The organism is Halococcus sp. AFM35 (genome assembly GCF_051195015.1).
Lineage (GTDB): Archaea > Halobacteriota > Halobacteria > Halobacteriales > Halococcaceae > Halococcus.
Window position 1 is genome coordinate 68,047 of record NZ_JBNTJU010000003.1, and the last position, 16,188, is coordinate 84,234.

The following is a 16,188-nucleotide window of genomic DNA, read 5'->3' on the forward strand; positions in this document are numbered from 1 at the left end:
TTATCCTTCGCTATCAGCGTCGTCGGCAAGATAGCGGTCGTAGAGCGCGTCGGCGAGTGCGGTGGCGACCAGCAGCGGTACGAGCGCCGAGAGCAGTGCGAGGAGCGCGAGCGTCAGTTCCCGTCCGGAGACCCCATCGAGGAGCAGTTCCGAAAGCGTCGCCAGCGGCTCGCGGAACTGGACGAAAAGGCCGAGAAACACCGTGCCGATGACGACCAGTCGCGTCGCGGTCCGTGGATGCGGTCCGAACCACCGTTCGTCCGGCATGCTACACCGTCGGGTGCTCGTCGGTCGAGCGGTGCGGTCGTTCCTGCCGAGCGGTCTCGCCGAGGCGGGTCGTCACGAGCGCGTTCACCCGTTTCGGGTCGGGCACGTCGCCCAACGAGAGGTTCACCCCGCCAGTGCCGGCAGTGTAGATTTCGATGTCACCATAGGAAAGGCTGCGCTCGACGAGCGACTGCTCGAAGGCGGTGTTCTGCACGCGGTCGAAGCGGACCTGCGTGACGGTTCGGGAGAGCAATCCCCGCTTCTCGTAGACGGCTCTCGTCGTGAACACGTAGCGCGTGCTCCAGCGCGAGAGATACGCCCACGCGGCGACGACCGTCCCTATCGGCACGAGCGCGAGCGCAGACCACTCCGGAACCAGCGGGAGCGAGATATCTCGGTAGAGCCAGACGCCGAACACGCCCAATGCGAGCGCGAACGTAATCGTCGGAAGCACCGGATAGAGACTCGGCGTGCCGGCCCAGAGCACGCGCTCGTCACCGGTGAGATGGACCCACTCGCTCGCTGCGGCGGCCGAACTCATCCCCTGAACTACGGGCGAGCACGAACTTACAGGTTGTGTCCTCACACCATCGCCCGGCCGCGGTGGCCAAATCGTGACGGGCCTCGCCGGAAGTGCTAACGGTTTTTAGCCCCCGGCGTGGATGGGCAGTCGTCGTGACCGAGCGCCCCAGCACACGCGGCCGCGGAATCGCAACCGACAGCCAGTCGGGAACGGAGTACAGCCGCCGCGACGAACGGTCGACGGCGAGTCGTGGGCGCTCGGTCTCCATCATCATCCCGACGTACAACGAGCGCGAGAACATCGAGCGCGTCGTCGAGCGCTGCCGGGATGCCCTCGCAGACTACCGCTTCGAGATCGTGGTCGTCGACGACGACTCGCCGGACAAGACGTGGCAACTCGTCGCGAACTCGTACGAAGACGCCGAGACGGTCCGCATCGTGCGCCGCACCGAAGAGTCGGGGCTTGCGACCGCCGTCTCACGGGGCTTCGACGAGGCCAGCTACGAGTGCTGTGCGGTCATCGACGCCGACCTCCAGCATCCACCCGAGAAGCTGCCCGAACTCATCGCGGCGTTCGAGGACGGGGCCGACATCGCCATCGGTAGCCGCCACGTCGCCGGCGGCGGCGTCGAGAACTGGTCGCGCTTCCGGCGAATCGTCAGCCGCGGCGCGATGGCAATCACCAAACTCGCCCTGCCGCCGACGCGGGGCATCGCCGACCCGATGAGCGGCTTCTTCGCCATCCGGCGCGAACTCATTGACGACGTCGCGCTCGCGCCCACGGGGTATAAAATCCTGCTCGAAGTGCTGATGAAATGCGACTACGAGCGCGTCGTCGAAATCCCGTACGTGTTCACCGAGCGCGAGCGCGGCGAGTCGAAGCTCACTTCCGACGAATACTTCGAGTTCCTCGAACACATCTGGCGGCTCCGGCGCTCGACCACGTGACGCCGAATGCACCGTCGATAGCGAACAGCGGCCCGGATATATACGGCGAGCATTCGCAGGCCCCGGCGTCTTTTTCCGGTAGCACCACCGAATAGGTATGGCAAGCACCGTCTATCCGACCGCGGGTGGGAGACCGGTCTGTGCCCGCCCCACCGACGACGGCCCGTGTCTGCACGAGGTGTCGGTTCCGGGCGCACCCTGTCGGGACCACCGGGGTCTCAGCCCCGTCGATACCGACCCCGTCTCGTGGGAGCCCGCCGACCCGCAGTGGAGTCTCTAAACCCCACTTTTTAGACGGGGGGTTGGCTCACTCCGTTCGCCAACCCGACGAGTAAAAACCTGTTCTGCTGAGCGAAGCGAAGCAGAGCTTGGAAGACAAGCGAAGCGAGTCTTCCAGTGGACTAAAAACACCCGCTCACTCGCGCTCCCTGCGCTCGCTCACGAGAACACCGTGAGCGAGCGCAGGGAGCGAACGAGAGCCAGAGAGACGCTTCGTATCTCTCGTGAACCGCGCTCGTTCCACTCGCGCGGACATCCCCCACAACCGCACAGCCACCGCACCGGCCGCAGAAGCCCTCACTCGCTCCGCTCACGGGTCGCTTCGCTCCCCGTTCGCTTGGCGGTGCTCACTTCGTTCGCACCGCCCGCCGCTCGTTCGCCCTTCATCCGCCAGGGACCCCAACAGCACCGCGACCGCAGCCGCGGCACTGCTGCCGCACCGCAGCCCCAGTCAGTCGATATAGCCGAGATTCCGGAGGCGCTCTTGGACCTCCTCGTCGCGCTCGATGTCCTCAGTCTCGCCGACCTCGATGGCCGCGAGCCGGTCGTCGAGCGCCGCTCGGAGGTCGTCCCAGTCGTCGCCCTTTGGGTCGGCAATCGGCTCACGTTCTTCGGGGTCGTTCTGAAGGTCAAAGCCGCGAACCTCGCCGTCGGCATGAATGAGCTTTCGCGCCGGCGTGCGGGCCGCGACCTGTAGCTCCTCCGGTGCGAGTCGACCCGGTTCGGTCGCTGAAGAAGCGACCTCCGAGATGGCCACCTCGTCGCTCATCCCCTCGCCCTCGACGGCCGGCCGGAGCGAGCGCCCGCGATAGGATTCCGGTGGTTCGACGCCCGCGTAGTCGAGAACCGTCGGCGCGATGTCGAGATGGCGGGCCTGCGTCTCGACCAGTCCTTCCGCCGCGCCGCCCGGCGGACGAACGAGCAGCGGCACGTGCGTGAGTTCGTCGTACAGCGCCGGCTCGTGACCCACCTGACCGTGTTCGAACAGCGCCTCGCCGTGGTCGGCGGTCACGATGACGAGGGTGTCGTCATCGACGGCTTCGAGGAGCTTCCCCGCCTTCTCGTCGGCGTGGCGGACCGACGCGGCGTAGAGTCCGCGGACGACCTCACGCTCGCGCTCGGTGAACTCCTCGGGACCGTGCTGGGCGCGCGTGACGAGCTGAGATGGCGTCGCATCGGTTTCGGGAACGCCGACGGCCTCGCGGTGGCGCTTCGGTGGTGTGTATGGTGCATGCGGTTCGAGCAGGTGCGTCCAGACGAACGTCTCGTCGCTCGACTCATCGAGTGCCTTCCGGGCGACCTCTATCTCGGCCGCATCGCCGCCCAGCATCCGCAGCGGTTCCTGGACTGTGCGATAGAGCGATTGGGCCGCCCGATACACGGGGCTATCGAGCGAGAAGTTGTCGAGCAGGAACTGCCGGCCTCGTTCCAGCCCCGGAAGCCCGAACTCGCCGACGTCGCGGTAGATGTCGTAACCCCGCCCGTACCCGTATTTCTCGCCGAGCCACGGGTTCGCGTGGACGCCCGCAGCACTCCAGCCGGCCTCGTGGAGGGCCTCGCTCACCAGCGTCCGCTCGTCGCTCAGCTGCTCGTACCCTCCATAGTCGAGCGGCAGCGTCGAGGTGAAGATGGATGGAAAGGCGTACGGCGTCGCCGGGCCGTGGCTCACGGCTTGCGAAAAGACGGCCCCCTCCTCGGCGAGCGCCGCGAGGTTCGGCGTGTGCTCGCCCACCGCATCGGGCATGAACGAGGCGTGGGTGGCACGCCACGCGTCGATGGTCAGCAGCAGCGTCTTCATTGGTCGCCACCACTGCGCGCCCGGCCATTTGTTTTGTCATTCGTCGTTGCGGCTCGCACCCAACGAACCCTGTGAGCGAAATCGTCTAAATCCACGAACATTTATGGCGTTGCTGCCGGTAGGGTTCGGTATGGTATCCCTGTTCGAGCGAGATACATCAACGATTGGCACAGTCATCGGGATTCTCGCGGTTGGGGTCGCCCTGTTCGGTTCCACGGTGCTTGGCTGGGAGTGGGGCGCGTCCGGCCAGCCGATTGCGTTCGTCGTCGGCGTCGTCGCCGTCGTCATCGTGGGGTGGTTCTCGCTACGCGAACTTCGTGGTCGATGATGCCGACCGACGACTGTGAACGCGACACACGCCGCGAACCGGATAGGTAATACTTAATTGGTCGCGGTCGGTTCGTTCCCGTAATGAACTGCTCCTCGCGCGAACACCCTTTCGGTCGCTCGCTTCGAACCGACCCCGCGACCACACGGCACTGCTGAGATGGCGGGGACACGCATCGCGCTCTGTCCACACCTCTCCGTCGAGCACTACCGCGGCGGCGAGAAGTGGGTCTGTGCGCTCGCCAACCGGCTGGCGGCCGACGGCATCGACGTGTCGGTTCGCGCGCTGCCGTACGCGCCGGGCGGTGAGCGTCGCGTCGACGTGCGCGAAGTGCTCGACTCCCGGGTTCCCTACCGCGAGGCGTGGCACCACGACCTCTCGGGGTTCGATACGGCCTACGTCTTCTACAACCCGTTCTCCGAACTGTTCTTTTCCGGCGGGGGAACCCGCATCGCGGGCATCCACTCGTGGGTCTACGTCTCGAAGAAGCTCTACGAGGCCCACTATGGAGTGGTGCCCACGGTGACGAAACTGCTCTACCGCGCGCTCGGCAAGCACGACCTCTCACGGTTCGACATCGTGCATTCGGTCACGCCGGCCTACGACTCGCCCCATCCCAATACTGTTCACATCCCGAACTTCGTCGATGTCGAGCGGTTCACTCCCGACCGCGCCGAGCGCGCCGAGGAGTTCACCGTCCTCACGACCGCCGCACACATCCGCGAGAAGGGCTGGGACACGATTCAGGACGTCGCCGAACGCCTGCCGCCCGAAATCCGGGTCGTGACGACCGGCGAGGGTGCGGGAGAAGTGGAGGGGCTCGGATTCCTCACCGAGGAGGAACTCGCCGACGCCTACGCACGCGCTCACGTCGTCCTCCACCCGGCGCGCGTCGACACCGACAGCATGGTCATCAACGAGGCCTGCGCGTCGGGCACCCCGGTCGTGACGACGCCGCTTTCGACCCACGTCCGTGAGAACGCGGCCGTTCTCCAGGCCGAAACGCCTCGTGGACTGGCCCACGCAATCGCACGCCTCCACGGCGAGTGGTCCCACGACGATGGCTACGAAGAGCGCTGTCGGCGTGCGCGCGAAGAGGGCGAGGCACATGGCTTCGAGGAGGTCTATCCCAAGCTCAGGGACCTCCTCGTCTCGCCGCCGGTCAGGGCGGAGGACGGACCGACCCGGACGGAGGTGCGCGCGTGAGCGTCCTCGACACCGTTCGCGAGCGCTCGCTGTTCGACCCGCAGAACAAGCGGCTCGTCAAATATCTCCTCGTTGGCGTCGTTGGCATTGCCATCAATCAGGGCGTGTTTTTGCTCGCCTACGAGACAATCGGCATCCAGTACATCATCGCCGGTCTGCTCGGGAGCGCGGTGAGTATCTTTGCCAACTACATCATGAACGATAGCTGGACGTGGCGCGAGAACGGCACGGCCGGCATCGGTCAGTGGCTCTGGCGCGCACTCAAATACGGCGCAACGCGCGTCGTCGGTGTCGGTATCGGTACCGTCGCGTTGATCGTCTTCGTCGATCTCCTCGGTATCGATCCCTCGATTTCGAACATCCTCCGCATCGGTGTCGGCGTGCTCTGGGGATTCGGCGCGAGCGAGAAATGGGTCTGGAGTTCGGACGGTTCCTCGACATCGTTCGATTCGCTCAAGCGCTACGTCGGCGAGGACAAGCGTGAGTAAGCTCACGGAATCGCTCACTCTCGGTTCGGCCGACTCGCTGACCGACCGCGTTCTGGATGCGCTGCCCGAGCGCGGCAGCCCGACGTGGTACGTGCTCGGTCTGGCGCTCGCGCTCTTCGTGGGGTTTTCCATCTACACGGCGCTGATGCATGCCCGCTTTCAGACGACGGGTGCTGACCTCGGGGCCTACACCCACATGTTTTCGAGCACGCTACAGGGCGAGGGCTGGCTCCAACACGGGAAGTATCGCGCGAGCCAGCCCATCGGCTCGTACTGGGGGGCGCATTTCTCGCTGACGTTGCTCCTGTTTCTGCCGCTGTTCGCACTTGTGCCGTCGGTGTACACGCTGCTGGTCGCCAAATCGTTCGTGCTCGCGGCATCAGTGGTGGTACTCTGGCTGCTCGCGCGCGACCGCCTCGACAGCGACCGTCTTGCGGGGGTAGTGACCGTCTCGTATGCGTTCAACCCGTTCCTCTGGTCGGCGTGGTCGTTCGACTTTCAAGAGCAAGTGTTGATTCCGCCTTTCCTGTTCGCCGCCTATTATTGCTATCAGAAGGACCGCCGGCTGCTCTTTCTCGGCTTCCTCGCGCTCGTCCTGTTCACCAACGAGTTCGTCATCTTCCCCACAATCGGCTTTCTCGGCGGTCTGGTCGTCGCCGCGGCGGTGGCCGGTCGACTCAAAGAGCGCGCCCTACCCATCCTCGGTGCGGGCGTGCTCGTCGTCGTCGCGCGCGTCGTCTCGACGGCCGTCATCGACTACTACAGCGTCTTCGGGGGCCTGCCGACCTACGTGGTCGCCGAGCCGCTCCAGCCGTTCATTCAGGGGATGGGGCGGGTGTCGCTGGTCGACCTCGCTCTGACCGTCCTCGCAAATCCTCTGTTACTCCTCGACTCGGCCACCTTCGCCGTCGCGGACAAACTGCTCTTCTTCGCCGCGTTCATGCTTCCGGTGGCCTTTCTCGCGCTGTTCGACGAACTCTCGCTGGCGGCGCTCGCGCCGTATCTCGGCTTCGCGTGGGTGTTCACCGGCGAGGCCAAAGCGGTGTATTTCGAGTTCGGTGCCCACTACCCGCTCTACTTGCTGCCGTTCGTTTACATCGGCGTGATACACGCCCTTCGCCGGCTGTCGGGTCGCTTCGACTGGCTGCAGTGGCCCTCGCGGGCGACGTTTTCGGGATTGCTTTCGGCGGTGTTGGTGCTCTGTCTCCTCAGCGGTGCCGCCTCGGGTGGCGGCCATCTCGCGGTCCCGCCGCCGGTCGACGAGGACCACCGGGAGACCCTTGAGGCGGCCATCGACTCGATTCCGGAGAACGCCTCGCTCATCGCTCAGAACGACATCTACCCCCACGTGGCGACGCGCCCGAACGCCTCGTTCATCGTGAGTCCGGGCACGTTCAACGCCTACGAGAAGCGGTGGCAACCCGTCATGCCCGAATACCTCCTCGTTGATACCCAGCTCAACCCGAACGCGCCGTGGGCGCGAGCCGTCCAACAGACCTACGCCGACCGTCTCGGCGACGAATACGGACTGTATCGCTATCAGGACGGCATCCAGATATTCAAACGTGGCTACGACGGGCCGGTCCGGGGCATCACTCAACCCGAACCGGGCGCGCGCCGCTACGACGCTGCCAACATGGCGACGGGTACCGGCGAGCGCGCGAGCGGGACCATCGTGAGCGAAAACGGTTCGGCAGGGGACTACATCTGGTTCGGTCCCTACGACACGCTCACGCCCGGTACCTACACCGCGACCTTCCGGGTCAACGTCTCCGGAAACGGGTCCGAACCCGTCGTGATGGTCGACGTCGCGGGTGGTGACGACCACGGACGCATCGCCAGCGAGCGGGTTGCACCCGCGCCGGGCTGGCAGAACGTCACGGTGCAGTTCAGCCTGAACGAGACCACCTCGGACATCGAGTTCCGTGGGATTCGGAAGGGCGAAGGTCGGGTCGCCCTCGATTGGGTGCGCGTGAGCTATGAATCGAAAAACGCTACTGCGAACCCCTCCGGGAGAAGTCCATGAGCACCACGGAACGGATCGCCACGACCGTCGGCGACTACCTGCCGGAGCGCTCCAGCCCGACGTGGTACGTCCTCGCGCTCTCGCTGGCGCTGTTCGTTGGCTTCTCCATCTATCTCTCCTTGCTCTATCGAAGCTTCTGGCTCACGGGCGCGGACTTCGGCAGCTACATCCACATGTTCGAGACCACTCTGAGTGGCGAGGGCTTCCTTGAACAGGGGAAATACACCGCTCGCGGTCCCGATAGCTCCTACTGGGGCGGGCACTTCACCGCGACCTTGCTCGCCTTCCTGCCCATCTACGCGCTCGTCCCCTCTCCCTATACCCTGCTGGTCATCAAATCCTTCCTGCTGGCCGCGAGCGTGCCAATGCTCTGGGTACTCGCGCGCAGCCACATCGAGAGCGACCGCGTCGCCGGCCTGCTGACGGCCTCCTATGCGCTCAATCCCTTCCTCTGGTCGGCGTGGCTGTTCGACTTCCAAGAGCAGATACTGCTTCCGCTGTTGATCTTCGCAGCCTACTACACCTACTCCGAACGCCGCTATATCGCCTTCTTGGCCTTCCTCACGCTCGTGCTGTTCACCAACGAGTTCACGACGATTCTCGTTGGGGGCTTCCTGGTCGGACTCGTCGTGGTGTCCTACCGCGGCGGCCGCCTCCGGCGTGAGGCCCCGTACATCGGCGTCGCCGTCGGAATTCTCGTCGTCGCGCGGGCGATTGCCGGCTGGGCCATCTCGCAGTACAGCGACACCTCCGGCCTGCCGACAGACATCATCGCGGCCCCGCTCCAGCCGTTCGTCGAGGGGTCGCGGGTGGGTATCGGCCAGTTGATTGCCATCGTGCTCGCCAATCCCGAACTCGTCATCGATTCGCTCTCGGTCGCGGTCTTCGACAAAGTGGTCTATCTCGTGCTTTTGCTCTTGCCCGTGCTCTTTCTCGCGGTCGCCGACGAACTCACGCTCGGGTCGCTCATCCCCTTCATGGGATTCGCGTGGGTGTTTGCGGGCCGAGATGTATATTACACCTTCGGCGCACACTACCCGCTCTATCTGCTGCCGTTCGTCTACATCGGCGCGGTGCGCGTGCTCTCACGCGTCGATACCTCGAAAATCGTCGGTACCGAGAACGCGCGCGCCTCGGCGCGAACAGTATTATCGGGGCTGCTCGCACTCATACTGGTGGTGAACCTCGCGGTCGGGGTCGCCATCGGCGCGCAGAAAAACGCCGTTCCGAGGACCAACGAGCATACGGAGATACTCAAGGAGGGTATCGACACCATCCCCGAGAACGCCTCGCTGCTCACGCAAAACGACATCTATCCCCACGTCGCCGAGCGGCCGAACGCCACCTTTAGCGCCAACCGGACGCTGTTCTATCGCTATCAGCGCGACCACGGGAAACCCACACCCGAGTACATCCTCATCGACACGCAGCTCGAAACACAGGGCGTCGAGTGGGCGAAACCGGTCAGAGCCACCTACGCCGAGCAGTTCGGAAAGGAGTACGGTCTCGCACGCTACGACGACCAAGTGTGGGTGTTCAAGCGCGGCTACAACGGCTCTCCGGAGGGGATTCGTGGGAACTACACCGTCGAACCACGTACCTACGAACTGAACGACTTCATACCGAACGACGCGATACGAATCGACGGCCAGCTCGTCGGTTCCGGTGGGAGCGAAGGAACCTACTACTGGTACGGCCCGGGTGCGATGCTCCCGCCCGGCAACTACACCGCGACCTTCCGGGTGAACGCGACGAGCACCGGACAGCGACCGGTTGCCACCCTCGAAGTCGCCGCCGGCACCACGCCCCAACCCGTCGCGAGCGAGAACGTCACGAACACGAACGGTCTCGAAAACGTCACCGTCGGGTTCACGCTCGACCGGATGCACTCGAACGTCGAGTTCCGTGCCTCCCAAGCCGGCGGCACGGGGCGGCTCGCGTTCGAGAACGTCACTGTCCGGTCGGCCTCGGGGACGAATAGCTCGGCCATGAACGCGGCCTGACGGGGCGGGGCCGGTACTATATCGAATGCGGAATCGGTTTTTCACTCCAGCGGCAAGCGGTTGGCATGCGCGAGGAAGTGCGGGCGTATTTCCGGGCCGCCGTGTCGCGCTCGCGGCGGTTCGAGCGGCGGGAGTTCCACGAGTTCCGTCGCTGGCTGGAGAGCACACGGAACCTCGTCCATCTGTCGGTCGTGCTGTTCGTTCCCCTGCTGGTCGGACTGGTGACGCTCGTTGCGAACGCGACGAACCTCCCCTTTCTCCTCTTTCCGCCGTTGGCCTCCGGGGCATATCTGCTCTTTGCCCATCCCGAAGAGCGCTACTCGTCGCCGCTGCGGTTCGTCGCGGGACTGACCGCCGGCGCGCTGTGTGGCTGGCTCGCCATCGAGCTGACGAGCTGGCTGTTCTATGCTGGCGGTCCCCAGTCGGTCCACGCTCCGAGTGTAGCGTTTGCGATGTTTCTCACGGGCGCGGCGACGTGGGCGTTCGGTATCGAGGAGCCGGCGGCGTTCTCGACGGCGCTGCTCGCGGTCGTCAGCGACGCGCCCGGGTTCAGCTACGTGCTCAGTATCGCCGTATCGAGCCTGCTCGTCGCCGGGATGTTCGTCCTCTGGCACCGACAGGTCTATCGCCACCGTGCGCGCTATCTCTACCAGTCGACCAAGGGCGATGACCACGTCCTCGTCCCGATGCGTGGCGAGCACGCCGACGCGACGGCCATGCTCGGTGCACGCATCGCCGCCGCCCACGACGCTGGAAAGGTCGTCCTCCTCGACATCGTCGAATCGACGAACGAGGTCGCCACCGACGGCGGAAGGGACATGGAGGTCTCGACGGCGACGAAAACCCACGCCAGCCATCTCGAAGCGTGTGCCGAGCGTATCGAGACCTCCATAAATGTGCCCTGTGAGGTGGCCGTCATCGAGCGCGGGACGGAATCGCCAGCGAAGACGGCGCTCGGGGCCGCCCGCGAGTCGAACTGCGACCTCATCGTGACGCCGTACGAGAAATCCGACGGCAGCACGACCGCGTTCGTCGCCTCGCTCTTTCGGACCGACATGGACGTCATCGCCCACCGCTCGGCCGACGGCCGCACCGACTGGTCGCGTGTGCTCGTCTCGGTCCGCCGCGCGAGCGACGTCGCCCACAGCATGCTCGATTTCGCCTGTCGGCTCACCGGCACGTCCGGAAACGTGAGCGTCTGTCGTTGTATCGACTCGGCATCCGAGCGCCGGGACGCCGAAAGCATGCTCGCGGGGCTGGTCGAAACCGCCTCCGAACGCATCGAAACCCGCGTCGCACACGAGTCAATCGAGGAGTTCCTCGCCGACGCCTCGACGCGCCAGGACCTCCTCATGCTCGGTGCGAGCGCCGAGCGGAGCGCCGTCTCACGGCTGCTCTCGCCGGCCACCTTCCAACGCCTCCACGATATCGAGTGTGACGTGGCCATCGTCGACCGGCGATACCGGCCGCTCGAACAGGAGTGAGTCGCAAAGGGAGGAGGAGGGTTTCGACTACGAGAGCCGGTGGAGGGAGTTGAACCCTCGGCCTAATCCTTACGAAGGATTCGCTCTACCAGTCTGAGCTACACCGGCCCGTCCGACACTGAACTCACGAACGGTATAATCGTTGCGAATCACCGCGACCGCAGTCGGTCACGCGCGAAGTCGCACGTCGAGACGGACGTTCAGTTCGTGGGGGGCATACGAACGCACCGACTGGCGGGTCTCGACCGTCACTTCATACGTGTCGGCGGCCGCACGGATGGCACGCTCGCCCGGACCGTAGGGGTCCGATTCGTGCTGGATGTCGTAGTAGTGTACCAGACAATCGTCGCCCGCGAGGCGCACCGCCGCGTCGAGGAACTCGTCGGCGCTGTGGGGCAGGTTCATCACGAGCCTGTCGGCCCAATTCTCGTAGTCGGCGGCGACTGCACGCACGTCGCCCTCGATAGCTTCAATCCTGTCCTCAACGCCGTTGCGCCGTGCGTTCTCCCGGAGGTACTCGATGGCCACCGGATTCACGTCGACGGCGACGACATCCGCACCGCGCTTGGCTGCCGGAATCGCAAACGGGCCGACGCCGGCGAACATATCGACCACCCGCTCGCCCGCCTCGATTTTTTCGGTCACGCGGTGGCGCTCGGTCGCCAGCCGGGGCGAGAAGTACACCTCGGCGATATCGAGGGCGAACTCACAGCCATATTCGCGGTGGACAGTTCGAGCCCCGTCGCCGGCGAGGTGGTCCCACTCGCGGGTGCGGAACTCACCGGTGACTTTCGAGGCGCGATTCAGCACGGTTTTGACCGGGAGCGCCGAGTCCATCACCGCCGCCGCGATTCGCTCGGCGCGCCCCTCGTCGTCCTCGTCGACGAGCACGACGTCGCCGAGGCGCTCGTAGGTCGGCTCGAAACCGAGAACGTCGGCGGGCATGACCTGTGTCTCGCGTGCCGGTGCGTCGTGAGTCACGACCGTGTATTCGTCGGAAACCTCCTCGTCATCGGTGACGGGGATGAAAATTCGGCCGTCGGCGACGGTGATTTCGTGGTCGTGGTCGAGCAGCGCGCGCTCGGCGAGGAGCTCTCGCACAGTCTCGCCGTCCTCGCGCGCGGCGCGAACACACGGCACTTCCATACCCGCATTCGATGTCCGACAGGCCTAAGCGTGGCGTTTCATCACAGCGGCTCACCGTTGCGAGTCGTTTAATCCTCCCGCCGCCCGAGGCGGGCCAATGCTCACCTTCGTCGGGCTCGGTCTCTACGACGAGCGCTCGATTACGGTCGAGGGTCGAGAGGTACTTCGAGACGCCGACCGCGCCTTCGCCGAGTGCTACACCAGCAAGCTCGTCGGAACCACGGTCGAGAGCCTCGAATCCCATCACGACATCTCCATCGAGGTCCGCGGCCGGGCGGGCGTCGAGGGGGACCCCGAGCCGATTCTCGACGCCGCCGAAGCGCGCTCGGCAGTGTTTCTCGTCGCCGGCGACCCGATGGTTTCGACCACACACACCGACCTCAGACTTCGCGCACACGAGCGAGGCATCGAGACGCGAATCGTTCACGGCACGACCGCACAGACCGCCGCGGGGTCGCTCACCGGTCTCCAGAACTACCGCTTCGGCAAGGCAACGACGATTCCCTTCGCCTACCGAGACCGTCCGATACCCGAAAGCGTCGTCCATACCATCGAGGACAACCGCGAGCGCGGCCTGCACACGCTCTGCTATCTCGATATCAAAGCCGAAGAGGAGAGATATATGACCGCCGACGTCGCCGCCGAGCGGCTCGCGTCCGAACTCGACACGCTTGGGGTGGTCGTCGCCCGTGCCGGCAGTTCAGAGCCGCTCGTGGTCGCCGACCGACTCTCCGCACTCGCCGAAGGCGAGTTCGGCGAACCGTTGCACCTGCTCGTGGTTCCGGGCGACCTCCACCACCTGGAACGCGAGGCACTCGACACGCTGGCCGATACACCGGCCGAACTACTCTGAGGCGTCCTGTTCGCCACCATCGGCACGCACACCGACGTCAAGCGCACTGTGGAGGTCGTACTCGGTGCCGGTGGCCATGAACAGCACGTCCTCGATGACGACCATCACCTCGGGAAGTTCGCGGACGACGGCCCACGTCACCCCGACGAGCGCCACCACCGAGAGGCTCTGGGCGAGCACGCGGTCGACGATGAAATACGAGACCTTGTACGGGTCCTCGGCACCGAACAGCCCCATCACGATGTCGGGAAAGAGGTGAAACTTCTGGAGTCCGAATCCCAGCCCGATGAAGACGTTGCGAACGAGATTCAACCCGTAGATAACCGGAATAGAGACGGCGAGCGCGCGGAGTTTCCGCGAGAGCGGGGCCGATACCGCGGCTATCAGTCCGCCGAAGATGGCCATACTGCCGATACCGGTACAGGCGATCAGGATGGTGTAGGTGATGGTGTGACCGCCATCGATGAACCAAAAGGTGCTCCGATAGTCGGGATACGTCCCACCCGGGACCGCCGTGCCCGAGACGACCGTGGGATTCGCGCCGATGAGGTCCATCAGGAACGCGGTCTGGGCGGTCACGGTCTCGATGAGGAACTCCTGCAGGACCGTAATCGTCTCGAACGGGAAGAATATCAACCCCATCGCCGCGATGGCCCGCGAGAGTATAAATAGCGAATCACGCCCACGAGCCAGCAACACGCCCGCATAGACGCTCGCCGGTATCGCCACGAGCACGCCGATGCCCTCGATGAAGCTCTTCTGAACGAACGCGAAGTGGTGGAACACCGACAGCCAGAAGACGGCAAAGGCCATCCACGCGGCGACCGTCACCGGTCTGGCGAGTCGGCTGTCGCGCCAGGAGAGCACGCCGCCGGTGCTGAAAGCGAGCACCGACAGCCACGCCAGCGGGTCCGAAAACCGGCCGAACCACACGAGTACAGCGAGCAACCCGTCGAGCATTCGCCCGCAGTACGGCGATGGGGAGTATAGGTTTTGTCGTTGTCAGCGGCGTCGCCACGCCAGCCCGGCCAGCGCGAGCAGCGCAGCGACGACGCCGAACCCGGGACCGCTCCCGCCGGTCGTCCCGTTCGTCCCGGTTGCGGTACTCGCAGCCGTGGTGCCCGATGGGGTTTCGGCGGTCGTCGTCTCGATGGTCGTCGCCTCGATGAGCGTCAGCCGCGCCCGCGCGGTGACGGCGCTGCCGTTTTCGGTGTACGGTCCGTCCTCGCTCCCATTGGAGCTGCTGAAGTCGTACACCTGATTGTCGTTGCTGTCGGTGTGGGCCATCACGACCACGCGCGTGTCCTCCCGCAGTGGGTCAGTGAGCGAGACGGTGACGTTCTCGGTGGTCCCGTTTTCGAGGTAACTCGACGCGCCGATGACGCTCCCCACAGGCTCGGTCGAGACGTTCGGCGCGTGCACCACGACGAACCCGCCATCGGGCAGCGTCGCGTTCCGAACCGTCACCGTCTCGCCGGCGGTGGTCCCGTCGGCGACGGCGAGCGCTGCGGTGCCATTGGAGGATTCGTTCATTCGGGACGGTTCCACGGTGACGTTCGTCCGGTCGCCGGTTCCCAGGGGACCGTCGGCCCGCACGGAGACGGTGGTTCCGGGTGCAACCGAAGAGAGATTGAACGAGGTGGCGAACGACCCGTTCGGCTTCACCCGCGTCGTGTTGGTCTTGATGAATGAACTAGTGCCGTTTCGCTGGAGGCGGACCGTCACCTCGCTTCCGGGCGCGATGCTCGTCGTGCCGGTGACGGTCTGGTTCGGCGCGGCGGCCAGCGAGGGGGCGGCGAGACCGAGTTCGGTCCCGACGAACGTGACGTTCGCACTGATGGACTCGTCGGTCGCTGCGAGCGCGCTCTCGCCGTCGAGGGTCAGCGTGCTCTCGAAGCTGTCGCCGGCCGACAGCGTGCCGTTGTCGAACACCGCCGCCCCCGTATCGACGTTGACGTAGAGCACGTCGTTTTTCGGGTCGGGCACCACGCGAATCGAGTCGTTTGCGAGACTGCGATTCAAATCGAGGCGTTTCGGCGGGCGGTTCGTGGCCGGGTTCGTCTGGACCATGCTGAAATCGAGCGCCCCCTGCTCGATGAGTTCCGTCACGTTCGAGACCGCGAGCGCGCCGTAGACCCCCGAGAGCTTGAACTGGTTGACCAACACGTCCCCGACAGCCACGGAATCGGTCGCCGTGATGCGGCCGTTTTCGATGGCGGCGGCGACCTCGCTCGCGTTCGTCGCGTTGTCGAAGCTCGCCGCCGGCGCGGTCCACGTGATGAGTTCGCCGGTCGTCCGTTCGGTGAGCGCGAGCGTGGCAGTGTCGGTTTGCCGTCCCGCAACCGCCACCGAGAGGTTGTACCGACTCGTTTCGAGGGGGCTGTCGAGCGGTTCGGTCGTCCGATTCGTTCCGACGACGGCGTCGCCCTCGGATGCTTCATAGACTCGGCTTTCCGTGCCAAGCCCGGCGATATAGGTGTTCATCAGCAACGTCACACGCCCGTCACCGTCGCTGTCGTTGACGGTGACGTTCGCCTCGTAGTTGACCGCCTCGCTGCCGACCGTGACGGTCGCGTTTGACGTTCCCGAGAGGTTGAGCGCTATCGCGGCGATGTCGCCGCGCTGTTCGCTCACGGTCGATTGGTTGAACGCCGCCGTCGGCCGGTCAGTCGCCCCGCCAGCGTCCTGTGCCGCCGCCGGTATCGCACCGACCAGCGCCGCAAGGACGACAAGTGCGGCGAGGGCAACTCCGACTGACCGGTCGCTCACGGTCGCCACGCGCGCTGTCGAGATTCCGGACTCGCGGGCGATACACGGAAGGCTATCGAGGGTTTCCGGCG

General features: G+C 65.2%; 15 protein-coding genes and 1 tRNA gene. 9 read left to right on the forward strand and 7 right to left on the reverse strand.

The genetic code is table 11. The features are described from left to right. Both ACQUQO_RS03340 and ACQUQO_RS03345 read right to left on the reverse strand, forming a co-directional pair. On the reverse strand, positions 1-267 hold the full coding sequence (locus tag ACQUQO_RS03340; protein WP_435076528.1) for a hypothetical protein: 267 nt from the start codon (positions 265-267) through the stop codon (positions 1-3). A 1-nt stretch (position 268) separates the two neighbouring features. Beyond that, on the reverse strand, positions 269-808 hold the full coding sequence (locus ACQUQO_RS03345; RefSeq protein ID WP_435076529.1) for a PH domain-containing protein: 540 nt from the start codon (positions 806-808) through the stop codon (positions 269-271). 134 nt (positions 809-942) lie between these two features. Between ACQUQO_RS03345 and ACQUQO_RS03350 the strand changes: the two genes are divergently transcribed. Then, positions 943-1,737: a polyprenol monophosphomannose synthase gene (locus tag ACQUQO_RS03350; RefSeq protein WP_435076530.1), complete on the forward strand. Its 795-nt coding sequence runs from the start codon at positions 943-945 to the stop codon at positions 1,735-1,737. A gap of 97 nt (positions 1,738-1,834) precedes the next feature. Continuing rightward, a complete protein-coding gene (locus tag ACQUQO_RS03355; RefSeq protein ID WP_435076531.1) occupies positions 1,835-2,017 on the forward strand; it encodes a hypothetical protein in 183 nt (60 codons plus the stop codon). A gap of 450 nt (positions 2,018-2,467) precedes the next feature. Here ACQUQO_RS03355 and ACQUQO_RS03360 read toward each other — a convergent pair whose 3' ends face one another. After that, positions 2,468-3,814, reverse strand: a complete 1,347-nt coding sequence (locus tag ACQUQO_RS03360) for a sulfatase (protein WP_435076532.1) — start codon at positions 3,812-3,814, stop codon at positions 2,468-2,470. Between the two features lie 130 nt (positions 3,815-3,944). On the opposite strand from ACQUQO_RS03360, the gene ACQUQO_RS03365 reads away from it, so the two are divergent. The 6 genes from ACQUQO_RS03365 to ACQUQO_RS03390 all read left to right on the forward strand — a co-directional run bounded on the left by ACQUQO_RS03365 (position 3,945) and on the right by ACQUQO_RS03390 (position 11,349). Continuing rightward, entirely contained in the window at positions 3,945-4,142 is a 198-nt protein-coding gene (locus ACQUQO_RS03365) for a multidrug transporter (protein WP_435076533.1), read from the forward strand. Between the two features lie 159 nt (positions 4,143-4,301). Then, entirely contained in the window at positions 4,302-5,348 is a 1,047-nt protein-coding gene (locus tag ACQUQO_RS03370) for a glycosyltransferase family 4 protein (protein ID WP_435076534.1), read from the forward strand. Continuing rightward, on the forward strand, positions 5,345-5,836 hold the full coding sequence (locus ACQUQO_RS03375) for a GtrA family protein (RefSeq protein ID WP_435076535.1): 492 nt from the start codon (positions 5,345-5,347) through the stop codon (positions 5,834-5,836). Before ACQUQO_RS03370 ends, ACQUQO_RS03375 begins: the two co-directional genes overlap by 4 nt. Then, positions 5,829-7,862 (forward strand): DUF2079 domain-containing protein, encoded by a 2,034-nt coding sequence (locus tag ACQUQO_RS03380; protein ID WP_435076536.1) that lies wholly within the window; start codon positions 5,829-5,831, stop codon positions 7,860-7,862. Before ACQUQO_RS03375 ends, ACQUQO_RS03380 begins: the two co-directional genes overlap by 8 nt. Beyond that, complete coding sequence (locus ACQUQO_RS03385; protein ID WP_435076537.1) at positions 7,859-9,865, forward strand: DUF2079 domain-containing protein; 2,007 nt, start codon at positions 7,859-7,861, stop codon at positions 9,863-9,865. The genes ACQUQO_RS03380 and ACQUQO_RS03385 overlap by 4 nt, the downstream gene beginning before the upstream one ends. Before the next feature lie 65 nt (positions 9,866-9,930). Continuing rightward, positions 9,931-11,349, forward strand: a complete 1,419-nt coding sequence (locus ACQUQO_RS03390) for an HPP family protein (RefSeq protein WP_435076538.1) — start codon at positions 9,931-9,933, stop codon at positions 11,347-11,349. A 34-nt stretch (positions 11,350-11,383) separates the two neighbouring features. On the opposite strand, the gene ACQUQO_RS03395 is transcribed toward ACQUQO_RS03390, so the two are convergent. Together ACQUQO_RS03395 and ACQUQO_RS03400 are read right to left on the reverse strand one after the other, a co-directional pair. Then, a tRNA-Thr gene (locus ACQUQO_RS03395) sits at positions 11,384-11,457 on the reverse strand. 60 nt (positions 11,458-11,517) lie between these two features. After that, complete coding sequence (locus ACQUQO_RS03400) at positions 11,518-12,495, reverse strand: class I SAM-dependent methyltransferase (protein WP_435076539.1); 978 nt, start codon at positions 12,493-12,495, stop codon at positions 11,518-11,520. Positions 12,496-12,592: 97 nt separating this feature from the next. Between ACQUQO_RS03400 and dph5 the strand changes: the two genes are divergently transcribed. Beyond that, a complete protein-coding gene (gene dph5, locus ACQUQO_RS03405) occupies positions 12,593-13,348 on the forward strand; it encodes a diphthine synthase (RefSeq protein WP_435076540.1) in 756 nt (251 codons plus the stop codon). Here dph5 and artA read toward each other — a convergent pair. Together artA and ACQUQO_RS03415 are read right to left on the reverse strand one after the other, a co-directional pair. Beyond that, entirely contained in the window at positions 13,340-14,308 is a 969-nt protein-coding gene (gene artA, locus ACQUQO_RS03410) for an archaeosortase A (RefSeq protein ID WP_435076541.1), read from the reverse strand. The genes dph5 and artA overlap by 9 nt on opposite strands. Positions 14,309-14,350: 42 nt before the next feature. Further along, complete coding sequence (locus ACQUQO_RS03415; RefSeq protein WP_435076542.1) at positions 14,351-16,117, reverse strand: DUF7282 domain-containing protein; 1,767 nt, start codon at positions 16,115-16,117, stop codon at positions 14,351-14,353. Between the last annotated feature and the right edge of the window lie 71 nt (positions 16,118-16,188).

Bases quoted from the DNA above. Each gene is read 5' to 3' on its own strand.
- ACQUQO_RS03340 (WP_435076528.1), bottom strand. From the start codon at position 267: ATGCCGGACGAACGGTGGTTCGGACCGCATCCACGGACCGCGACGCGA.
- ACQUQO_RS03345 (WP_435076529.1), bottom strand. From the start codon at position 808: ATGAGTTCGGCCGCCGCAGCGAGCGAGTGGGTCCATCTCACCGGTGAC.
- ACQUQO_RS03355 (WP_435076531.1), top strand. From the start codon at position 1,835: ATGGCAAGCACCGTCTATCCGACCGCGGGTGGGAGACCGGTCTGTGCC.
- ACQUQO_RS03360 (WP_435076532.1), bottom strand. From the start codon at position 3,814: ATGAAGACGCTGCTGCTGACCATCGACGCGTGGCGTGCCACCCACGCC.
- ACQUQO_RS03365 (WP_435076533.1), top strand. From the start codon at position 3,945: ATGGTATCCCTGTTCGAGCGAGATACATCAACGATTGGCACAGTCATC.
- ACQUQO_RS03370 (WP_435076534.1), top strand. From the start codon at position 4,302: ATGGCGGGGACACGCATCGCGCTCTGTCCACACCTCTCCGTCGAGCAC.
- ACQUQO_RS03385 (WP_435076537.1), top strand. From the start codon at position 7,859: ATGAGCACCACGGAACGGATCGCCACGACCGTCGGCGACTACCTGCCG.
- ACQUQO_RS03390 (WP_435076538.1), top strand. From the start codon at position 9,931: ATGCGCGAGGAAGTGCGGGCGTATTTCCGGGCCGCCGTGTCGCGCTCG.
- ACQUQO_RS03400 (WP_435076539.1), bottom strand. From the start codon at position 12,495: ATGGAAGTGCCGTGTGTTCGCGCCGCGCGCGAGGACGGCGAGACTGTG.
- dph5 (WP_435076540.1), top strand. From the start codon at position 12,593: ATGCTCACCTTCGTCGGGCTCGGTCTCTACGACGAGCGCTCGATTACG.
- artA (WP_435076541.1), bottom strand. From the start codon at position 14,308: ATGCTCGACGGGTTGCTCGCTGTACTCGTGTGGTTCGGCCGGTTTTCG.